This is a genomic window from Rhodococcus sp. P14, from assembly GCF_000256505.1.
In the GTDB taxonomy this organism is placed as follows: domain Bacteria; phylum Actinomycetota; class Actinomycetes; order Mycobacteriales; family Mycobacteriaceae; genus Rhodococcus; species Rhodococcus ruber.
Window position 1 is genome coordinate 1 of the sequence record NZ_AJFC01000403.1, and the last position, 10,356, is coordinate 10,356.

3 protein-coding genes are annotated in these 10,356 nt (G+C 70.7%); all 3 read right to left on the reverse strand.

Annotated elements, in window-relative coordinates:
- Positions 1–7,612 (reverse strand): amino acid adenylation domain-containing protein (locus OEY_RS0127540; RefSeq protein ID WP_010596936.1); only part of this gene is annotated, 7,612 nt, incomplete at its 3' end.
- Positions 7,613–7,900: 288 nt separating this feature from the next.
- Positions 7,901–8,248, reverse strand: a complete 348-nt coding sequence (locus OEY_RS0127545) for a hypothetical protein (RefSeq protein WP_010596937.1) — start codon at positions 8,246–8,248, stop codon at positions 7,901–7,903.
- Between the two features lie 77 nt (positions 8,249–8,325).
- Entirely contained in the window at positions 8,326–10,287 is a 1,962-nt protein-coding gene (locus tag OEY_RS0127550; protein WP_010596938.1) for an acetoacetate--CoA ligase, read from the reverse strand.
- Positions 10,288–10,356: the final 69 nt, after the last annotated feature.

A 10,356-nucleotide genomic window follows, 5' to 3' on the forward strand; every position in this document is an offset into this window, starting at 1 on the left:
CATCGAACAGATCCGTCGCATAGGTGATCTCGGCGACGAGCCCGTCGGCTCCGCCGTCGTCGTCCGTGGACTCGGACAGCGTCAGCTGCAGGTCGAACTTGGCCACCGAGGTGTCGATGGCTTGTGTCTCCAGGACGAGCCGGGGCAGCTCCACGTGGGTCGACCCGAGATTCTGGAAGGCCAGCATGACCTGGAACAGCGGGTGCCGCGCCGCCGACCGGGCGGGATTGAGCACCTCCACCAGCCGCTCGAACGGCACGTCCGCGTGCGCGAACGCACCGAGCGCGGCCTCCCGGGCGCGGGCGAGCTGCTCGGTGAACGGCTGGTCCGGGTCCACCTGGGTCCGCAGCACCAGGGTGTTGACGAACATGCCGACCACGTTGTCGAGTTCCTGCTCGCCGCGACCGGCCACCGGGGTGCCGACGGCGATGTCGTCGGCCCCCGACACCCGCGCCAGCAGCACCGACAGCGCCGCGTGCACCACCATGAACAGCGTGGTGCCGTGCCGGCGCGCGACGTCGTCGAGCGCGGAATGGACCTCGGCGGACACGACGAACCGCTCGGTGCCGCCGCGGAACGACTGCCGTGCCGGCCGCGGCCGGTCCGACGGCAGGTCGAGCTGGTCGGGCAGCCCGGCGAGGGTGGTGCGCCAGTAGGCGAGCTGGTCGGCGATCAGCGACTCCGGGTCGCTCTCGGAGCCGAGAAGTTCGTGCTGCCACAGTGTGTAGTCCGCGTACTGCACCGGCAGCGGCGGCCACGCGGGACGCTCCCACTCGATGCGCGCGGCGTAGGCGGCCATGACGTCACGTGCGACCGGTCCCATCGACCAGCCGTCGGCGGAGATGTGGTGCATGACGATCGCCAGCACGTGCTCGGTCGGGTCGATCTCGAACAGGTGGGCCCGCACGGGCACCTCGCGGGTCACGTCGAACCCGGTGGACGCGAGCGCCGAGATCTCCTGCTGCAGGTTCTCTTCCGTGATCGACGTCGGCGTCAGGTTGGGCACCGCCGTGGCAGCGTCCGTGACGACCTGCATCGGCCCGTCGGGCCCCTCGGGGTAGACGGTTCGGAGCGACTCGTGCCGGTCGATGACGTCCATGATGGCGACCTGCAGCGCGGTGATGTCGAGTTCACCGGACAGTCGCAGCGCGAAGGGCAGGTTGTAGGTGGCCGATTCGGGCTCGAACCGGTTCAGGAACCACATGCGCTGTTGGGCCAGGGACAGCGGGATCCGGTCGGGGCGCGGCTGGGCCACGAGCGGGATGCGGCGGCCGGCGCCGGCACGGTGTTCGACCCGCGCGGCCAGCGCGACGACGGTCGACGCCTCGAACAGCAGACGCACGGGCACCTGGGTGTCGAGGGCCGCACCGAGCCTGGACACGAGCTGGGTCGCGACGAGCGAGTTGCCACCGAGCTCGAAGAAGTCGTCGTCCAGCCCGACCCGGTCGATGCCGAGGACGCTCTCGAATGTGCCCGCGACGATCTCCTCGATCGGCGTGGTGGGGGCGCGGAAGGCCCGCGCCTCGAACACCGGCTCGGGCAGTGCCTTGCGGTCCACCTTGCCGTTCGGGGTGAGGGGGACGGCGTCGAGGACGACGCAGACCGAGGGAACCATGTAGGACGGCAGGAATCCGGCGACGTACCCGGTGAGCTCCTCGCTGTCGAGTCCCGCCTCGCCGTGGACGTAGGTGACCAGAGTGGTCTGCCCCGAGGGCATTTCGTGCCCGATCGTGGTGGCGAAGTCGACGGCGGGGTGCGAGAGGTAGGCGGCGTCGATCTCCCCCAGTTCGATACGGTAGCCGCGGACCTTGACCTGGAAGTCGGTCCGCCCGGCGTACACCAGCCGGCCCTCGTCGTCCCACCGTACGACGTCGCCGGTGCGGTACATGCGCTCGCCCGGCGCGCCGAACGGGGAGGCGACGAAACGGTCCGCCGTCAGTGCGGGCCGCCGGTGGTAGCCACGCGCGAGCGCGTCCCCGGTCAGGTACAGCTCCCCGGACACGCCGACCGGAACGGGGTGCAGCCGCGCGTCGAGCACGAGGGCACCGACCCCGGCCACGGGGGTGCCGATGGTGATGGGCTCGCCCGGGTGCAGTTCGCCGCGGGTGGTGACGATCGTGGTTTCGGTCGGGCCGTACGCGTTGAAGTAGCGGCGGCCGGGCGACCAGCGGGCGACCAGATCGGCGGTGGAGACGTCGCCGCCGACGTTGAGGACGCGCAGCGTGTCGAGATCGCGGGGGTCGACCGATCCGAGCACGGCGGGGGTGATGACGGCATGGGTCACCCCGTACGTCTCGATCAGGTCGTGCAGTTCGGTGCCACCCAGCACGTTCGCGGGTGTCACGACGAGTTCGGCGGCGGAGGAGCCGGCCATCAGCCACTCGAGCACCGACGGGTCGAAGCTGGGCGCGCACACGTGCAACACCCGTGACCGCTCGGTGACGCCGTACAGTTCGACGCTCTCCTGCACGAGCGCGGCGAGCCCGTGGTGGGTCACGGCGACGCCCTTCGGCAGGCCCGTCGACCCCGAGGTGTAGATCATGTACGCGACGTGGTCGAGGCGCAGCGGCGCGAGCCGGTCGGCGTCGCCGAGCGGCGCGGCCGAGGCCCGTTCGATCGCCGCGCGGGTCTCGTCGGCGTCGAGGGCGTTCCAGTCGAAATCCGCCGGCAGCTCCGGCAGGTGCGCGGCGGTGGTCAGACCGAGGACGGCGCCGGAGTCCCGGACGATGTGCCGGATGCGTTCGACCGGGTGGGCGGGATCGATCGGCACGTACGCGGCGCCGGTCTTGGCGACGGCCCACACGCAGTGCACCATCTCCGCGGAGCGCGGGAAGGCCAGGGCCACAATCGTCTCGGGTCCGACACCGCTGTCGACGAGGACGCGGGCGAGGCGGTTGGACCACTCGTCGAGCTCCCGGTACGTCAGGGCCGACTCGCCGCATCGGACGGCGATCGTATCGGGCGCGAGATCCACTCCAGCCGTGAGCAGTTCGACGAGCGGTCGCTCCGCACGATGGAGTTCGGGGCCGCGGACCGAGACGAGCCGGGCCTCCTCCTCGGGCGCGAGGAGGTCGATGTCACCGACGGGCGTGGCCGCATCGGCGACGATCGCTTCGAGGATCCGCACGAAACGCTGCCCGAAGACGTCGACGGTGTCGGTGTCGAACAGGTCGGTCGCGTACTCGAACACGGCATTGACGCCGGCCGGGCGCCCCTCGTCGTCGGTCCGCTCGACGAGCCACAGCTGCAGGTCGAACTTCGCGATCGGCACGTCGAACTCGGCCGCGGTGGCGCGCACCCCGGAGAACGAAATGTCGCGCGTTCCAGGAGATTCCACCGCCAACGCAGCCTGGAACAACGGGTGCCGAGCCGTGGACCGGGGCGGCTTGAGGACCTCCACGAGCCGCTCGAACGGGACGTCCGCATTGGAGAAGGCGCTCAGATCGGAGTCGCGGACCCGGTCGAGGAGTTCCTCGAAGCGCGCACCCGGATCGACCCGGGTACGCAGCACCAGCGTGTTGACGAACATGCCGATCAGGTCGTCGAGCAGACGATCACCACGGCCGGCGACGACGCTGCCGACGGCGATGTCGTCGGATCCGCTCAGTCTCGACAGGAGGACGGCGTACGCGGAGTGCATCACCATGAACAGCGACGCATGGTGCGAGCGGGCGACCTCGACGAGACCACGGTGGGTCTCGGCCGAGATCACGAACCGGCGCTTGTCGCCGCGGTAGGTGGCGACCGCCGGGCGGGGACGATCCGCGGGCAGGTCGAGCTGATCCGGGATGCCGTCGAGTTCCCGAGTCCAGTAGGCGATCTGCTGCGCGGAGATCGAGTTCGGGTCGGATTCGAGACCGAGCACGTCGCGCTGCCACAGCGCGTAGTCGGCGTACTGCACCGGGAGCGCGGACCAGCCGGGTTCGGAGCCGGCCGCCCGCGCCGCGTATGCGGCAACGATGTCGCGCACGAGCGGCTCGAAGGACGACCCGTCGGCGGCGATGTGGTGCAACACCATCGCCAGGACGAATTCGTCGTCCGCCAGCCGGTACAGCGCGATCCGGAACGGCACGTCGACGGCGACGTCGAACCCGCGCTGTGCCAGGGCCACGACCCGGTCGTGCAGCTCGGACGCGGTGATGTCGAGCACGGGGACCCGGCTGTCGACGTGTTCGACCGGCAGGATCACCTGTTGCGGTTCCCCGTCGACGGCCGGGTAGACGGTCCGCAGCGTCTCGTGCCGGGAGACGACGTCGCCGAAGGCGGCGTCGAGGGCGGCCGGATCGAGCGGACCGGTCAGCCGCACCGTGAAGGGCAGGTTGTAGGCGGCGGTGCCGGCGTCGAATCGGTTGAGAAACCAGATCCGCTGCTGCGCCGTCGAGAGGGGCAGCACGTCCGGCCGCGGGCCCGCGACGAGCGGCCGGCGGGCACCCGATCCGGACTGTCGTGCCACCCGGGCCGCGAGGCCCACGACGGTGGACGACTCGAACAGCACCCGCACCGGAACCTGGGTGTCCATGGCGGAGCCGATCCGGGACACGAGCTGGGTGGCGACGAGCGAGTTGCCGCCGAGTTCGAAGAAATCGTCGTCGAGGCCGACCTCGGCGACTCCCAGGACCTCGGAGAACGTCTCGGCCACGACCCGTTCGGCGGCGGTGCGCGGCGCCCGGAACATGCGGGCGCTGTTGAACACCGGCTCGGGCAGGGCCTTGCGGTCGAGCTTGCCGCTGGTGTTGAGCGGGAACGCGTCGAGCACCATCAGCGACGCCGGAACCATGTACGACGGCAGCGCCCGGCCCAGCGCCTCGGTCAGCGCCTCGGTGTCGATCGCGTGGCCGGGGGCGGCGACGAGGTAGCCGACGAGCTGGTCGCCGGTCGCCGTCGGCACCACGAGCACGACGGCCTGCGAGACCTCCGGGGCGGCGAGCAGGACCGCCTCGATCTCGCCCAGCTCGATGCGCTGACCCCGGAACTTGACCTGGAAGTCGGTCCGGCCGATGTAGTCGAGGTATCCGGCACCGTCCGCGCCGAGGCGCCACAACACGAGGTCGCCGGTGCGGTACATCCGGTCGCCCGGGGCACCGAACGGATCGGCGAGGAACCGGTCGGCGGTGAGGTCGGGGCGGCGCAGGTAGCCGCGCGCGAGCTGGACCCCGGCGAGGTACAGTTCGCCGGGCCTGCCGGGCGGCACGGGCCGCAGCCGGTGGTCGAGGACGTAGACGCGGCTGTTCCACTGGGGGACGCCGATCGGGACGGTGGTCACGTCCTCGGCCGTGGCGCGATGGTAGGTGATCGAGACCGCGGCCTCGGTGGGTCCGTAGAGGTTGTGCAGCTGCGCGGGGCACAGCTGGGCGAACGCGGCCGCCGTCTCGGCCGGCAGCGCCTCACCGATCACGAACACGTGACGCAGCGTGTCGCACGAGCCGGGCCGGGCATTGGCGACGAACACCGTGAGCATCGACGGCACGAAGTCGGTGACGGTGACCCCGTGTTCGGCGATCCGGTCGGCCACGTACATCGGGTCGCGGTGGCCGTCGGGGGTGGCGATCACCAGGGTCGCCCCCACACGCAGTGGCATGAAGAAGCCCCACAGCGACACGTCGAACGTCGTCGCGGTCTTCTGCAGGTACACGTCGGACGCCGACAGCGCGTACTGGTCGTTCATCCACCGGATCTGGTTGTCGATCGCCCGGTGCGTGACCGCGACACCCTTGGGACGCCCGGTGGAGCCCGAGGTGAAGATGACGTAGGCGGTGCTGTCGAGGCGTACCGGCCCGAGCCGGTCGGCGTCGGTGAGCGGGCGCGTGTCCAGGCCGGTGAGATCGATGCGGTCGATCTCGACCACATCGAGGCCGGCGGGCAGATCCACCCGGTCACGCGCGGTCGTGACCACGCAGACGGGCCGGGCGGTGTCGAGAATGTAGGCGGTCCGGTCCGCGGGGTGATCCGGGTCGATCGGCACCCAGGCGCCGCCGGCCTCGAGGATCGCGTACATGCCGACGAGCAGTTCGAGCGAACGCCGCACCGACAGTCCGACCAGGGACTCCGGTCCGACGCCGCGCGCGACGAGCAGCCGCGCGAGCGCGTTCACGCGGGCGTCGAATTCCGCGTACGTCAGGCTTTCGCCCTCGTACACGAGGGCCGTGGCGTCGGGTGTGCGTGCCACCTGCTCCTCGAACTCCGCGAGCAGCGTGCGGTGGTCGACGAGGTGCTCGGTGCGATTCCACTCGGTGAGCACCCGGGCGGTCTCGGCGCCGGTTCCGAGGGGCAGGTCCCATACCCGCCGCTCGGGATCGGCCGCGACGAATCGGTCGAAGAACTCCACGAACCGGGCGTGGTGCGCCCGGGACTCCTGCACGCCGTACAGGTTGGGGTTGGACTCGAAGTCGATGTGGGTGCGCGTGCCACCGCTCTTGTAGACGTTGACCCCGAGGTCCTCGATGAGACCGGTGGACAGGATGTTGATCCGTCCGACCATGTCGCCGAGGCGGACCTCGTTGTCGAACAGCATGATGTTGACCCACGGGCCGAAGAACGTGGAGCGGCCGCCGGCCGCACTCCCGGCGTCGCGGACGATGTCCTCGTGGCGGTACCGCTGGTGCCGCAGCGCTCCCGAGACGGCGGCGGTGGCCGACGCGACGAGCTGTCGCACGGTGGTGCCGGCGGCCACCTCGAGGCGCAACGGCACCACGTTGGAGACCATGCTGCCGGACCGGCGCAGTACCGCGGTGGTCCGCGCGGCGACGGGCAGGCTGAGCACGACGTCGGTGCGGCCGGTCATCTGGGCCATGTAGGCGGCGAAGGCGGCGATCACCGCGGTGGCGAGGCTGGTGTTCTCGCGTTCGGTGAAATGGTCGACGAGCTCCTCGACGCGGGCGCCGAGCGCGGCGCTGTCGATCCGGCTGACGGGGGCCGGCGGTGCGGGGCGACCGGCCAGGCTGGTGGGTTCGTCGATGCCTTCGATGACCGTCGACCAGTACTCGCGGTCGGTGTCGAACCGCGGCGAGTTCCGGTATCCGATCTCGGCCTCGTACACGGTGCGCACGTCCGAAGCCTTGTTGGGGCTGGGCTCGGCGCCCTCCACCGCGGCGGTGTAGAGCTCCGCGATGCGGGTCATGAAGGTCGCGGCACCGAAACCGTCGAGCGCGAGATGGTGGACGCGGTTGTACCAGAAGTAGCGGCGCTCGCCGATCTGCAGGACGGTGGCCGAGATCAGCCGGTCCTTGAGCACGTCCACCGGGGTGCTGCGGTCGGCGCGCATCCATTCCATCGCGGCCTCGCGCGGATCGTCCGCGTCCCGCAGGTCCACGTACCCGATGGAGGCGTCGAGGTTCGGATCGACGAGCTGGTACGGCTGCGCGTCGACCTCGAGGAACCGGAGGAAGCCGGAGCCCATCTCGAGGGCGGCGCGGGCGCTGGCCTCGAGCAGGAGGTCACGGTCGAGGTCGCCGACGAGCTCGACGTACTGGGCGATGTTCGCGGGCACCGACGGGTCGACGTGTTGCGCGAACCACATCCCGAGCTGTGCCGGGGAGAGGGGGAAGGCACCGTCCGGCACGTTCGCCGCGTTCGTGTTCGTCGTACCCGATCCGCCGACACTCAGCGAGTCCAAACCCCAACCTCTCTCTCACCGTCGGACGCAGGCCCGACCGTCGCGCCCGGTGACCCGGGCGAGCATCGTGCTCAGGTATATCTGCTGTTCAGGGGAGGAGCGTTACACGGCGGACAACGGCGCGAACGCCGCGAGACCCGCCGGGACAACGATCACCCCGCCTGTCGGCGCGGAGCTGCCCGAGCAGGTTACTCGCCGGTCGCCTTCCGGCCGCGTGACTTGCGCACCGGACCAATCTACAGGGTCGGTAAGGTCGGCTTCATCTTTGCCGCCGCGGTGTCGGAGCGGTCACCAGAGCACGGCGATGACGACGTTGAGGACACCGAGAGCACCGGCCGCGTGTGCCAGGGCGGCGGTCGAGCCCGGGTTCTGCCGTTCCTTCTTCAAACCGACGATCGCGATCACGAGGATGACGACGGCGACGACGAGCTTGACACCGATCTTCATGTGGTTCAGGTCGGCGCCGTCCGCCTCGTTGAGTCCCACCAGCGCGAGTCCGGTCACCACCTGCAGGATCGCGCCGTGCAGCATGCCGGCCACCACGCGCGGTTCCTTGATCACGGCGAGCCAGGAACCGATGATCCCGGCGAGGCCGATGAAGTGCAGGATGAGGAAGATGTCGATGGCGAGCGTCATGCGGCCATCGGACCACCCGAACAGGACAAATGTCCAGTCAGGTGATCCTCATCGCTCCCGGGCGGCGGTGGCGCGGGTCACCGCGCCTGCCGCTGCTGCGCATACCAGTCGAGCAACTCCGGTGTGTCGACCGCGCTGCGGTCGACGGTGCGGGCCGCGTCGGCCCCCTGGAACAGCCGCTTGATCGGCACCTCGAGCTTCTTGCCGGTGCGGGTGTGCGGGACACCGGGTGCGGCGACGATGTCGTCGGGCACATGTCGCGGCGAGGCCTGTTCGCGGATCACGGTGCGGATCTTCTCGCGCAGCGCGTCGTCGAGGGTGACGCCGTCGGCGAGCACCACGAACAGCGGCATCCAGTAGCCGCCGTCGGGCTGCTCGGCTCCGATGACGAGCGCTTCGAGGACCTCGGGGAGCTTCTCGACGGCCTGGTAGATGTCGGCGCTGCCCATCCGGACACCGTGCCGGTTGAGCGTCGAGTCGGAACGTCCGTGCATCACGACCGTCCCGCGCCCGGTGATCGTGATCCAGTCGCCGTGCCGCCACACCCCGGGATAGACCGAAAAATTCGCCTCGCGGTAGCGGTGCCCGTCCGGGTCGTTCCAGAAGCGGACCGGCATCGACGGCATCGGGGCGGTCACCACGAGTTCCCCCACGTCGCCGCGGACCGGGCGGCCCTGCTCGTCGAACGCATCGAGCGCGACGCCGAGATACGGCACCGACAGCTCACCCGGCCACACCGGCACGGTGCGCACGGCACCGACGAACGCGGAGACGACATCCGTGCCGCCGGTGATGGACATCACGGGCACGTGCTCGCCGACGTTGTCGGCCAGCCACCGCGACGACGACGCCGGCAGCGTCGACCCGGTGACGCCGATCGCCCGCAGCGCGGACAGGTCGTGGTCCCGCCGGGGCACGACGCCCGCCTTGATGCAGGCCAGCACGTACCCCGGACTGGTCCCGAGCACGGTGACCCGTTCCTGTGCGGCGATCTCCCACAACCGGTCGACCCGCGGGTGCGACGGGCTGCCGTCGTAGCAGACGATCGTCGCCCCGACGAGCAGCCCGGCCGCCTGGAAGTTCCACATCATCCAGCTCGGGCTCGTGTACCAGAAGAAGGTGTCGTCGGATCCGAGGTCCGTGTGCAGCGACACCGCCTTCAGATGCTCGAGCAGGACACCGCCGTGCCCGTGCACGATGCCCTTCGGCAGACCGGTGGTCCCGGACGAGAACACGACCCACAGCGGATGGTCGAACGGCACCGGCTCGGGGCTCAGCGGGTGTTCCCCGACGGTGGCCGCCTCCCAGGTGAGCGCACCTTCGAGGTCCTGATGCGGGTCTGCGAGCCGGGGCACCACGACGGTCAGCGCCAGCGAGGGCAGCTGCTCCCGCAACCGGGCGACCGCCTCGGCGCGGGGGTGGGTGCGGCCGGCGAACCGGTAACCGTCGGCGGTGATCAGGGCGGTGGGGTCGAGTTGCCCGAGCCGGTCCAGGGCCGCGGGCGCCGAGTAGTCCTGACCGCAGGCCGCCCACACGGCGCCGATGCTTGCGGTGGCGAGCAGCGCGACCACGGCCTCGGGAATGTTCGGCAGGTAGCCGACGACGCGGTCGCCGACACCGACGCCGTGCTCGCGCAGGGTGGCGGCCAGCGCGGCCGTCTGCCTGGCGAGTTCGGCCCAGCTCAGCTCGGCGCGTTCCCCGTCCTCACCGACGTGCACGATCGCGGGGCGGTCGTCGCGCGCGTGCCGCAGGGCGTGCTCCGCATAGTTCAGGCGCGCCCCCGGGAACCAGACGGCCCCGGGCATCGTGGCGTCGTCCAGCGCGGGTCCCGGGTCGGTGCGCGACCGTACGTCGAACCAGTCCCACACGTCCTGCCAGAACGGTCCGAGATTGTCGACGGACCACCGCCACAGGGCGTGGTAGTCGGGGAGGGAGACGCCGTGGCGCCGTTCGACCCATCGGGCGAAGGCGGTGAGGCGGGCGCTCGCGACGTCCTGTTCGGTGGGGGTCCACTGGGGCGGGATCTGCGTGTCGGTCATGCCGTCGCGCTCCCTCGGTGATCACCCGAGCGGGCCTCGACGGCGCGGTGCAGGATCTGCTCGGCGTGC

Excerpts from the sequence above, each read along its gene's own strand:
- OEY_RS0127545 (WP_010596937.1), bottom strand. The coding sequence starts at position 8,248 with ATGACGCTCGCCATCGACATCTTCCTCATCCTGCACTTCATCGGCCTC.
- OEY_RS0127550 (WP_010596938.1), bottom strand. The coding sequence starts at position 10,287 with ATGACCGACACGCAGATCCCGCCCCAGTGGACCCCCACCGAACAGGAC.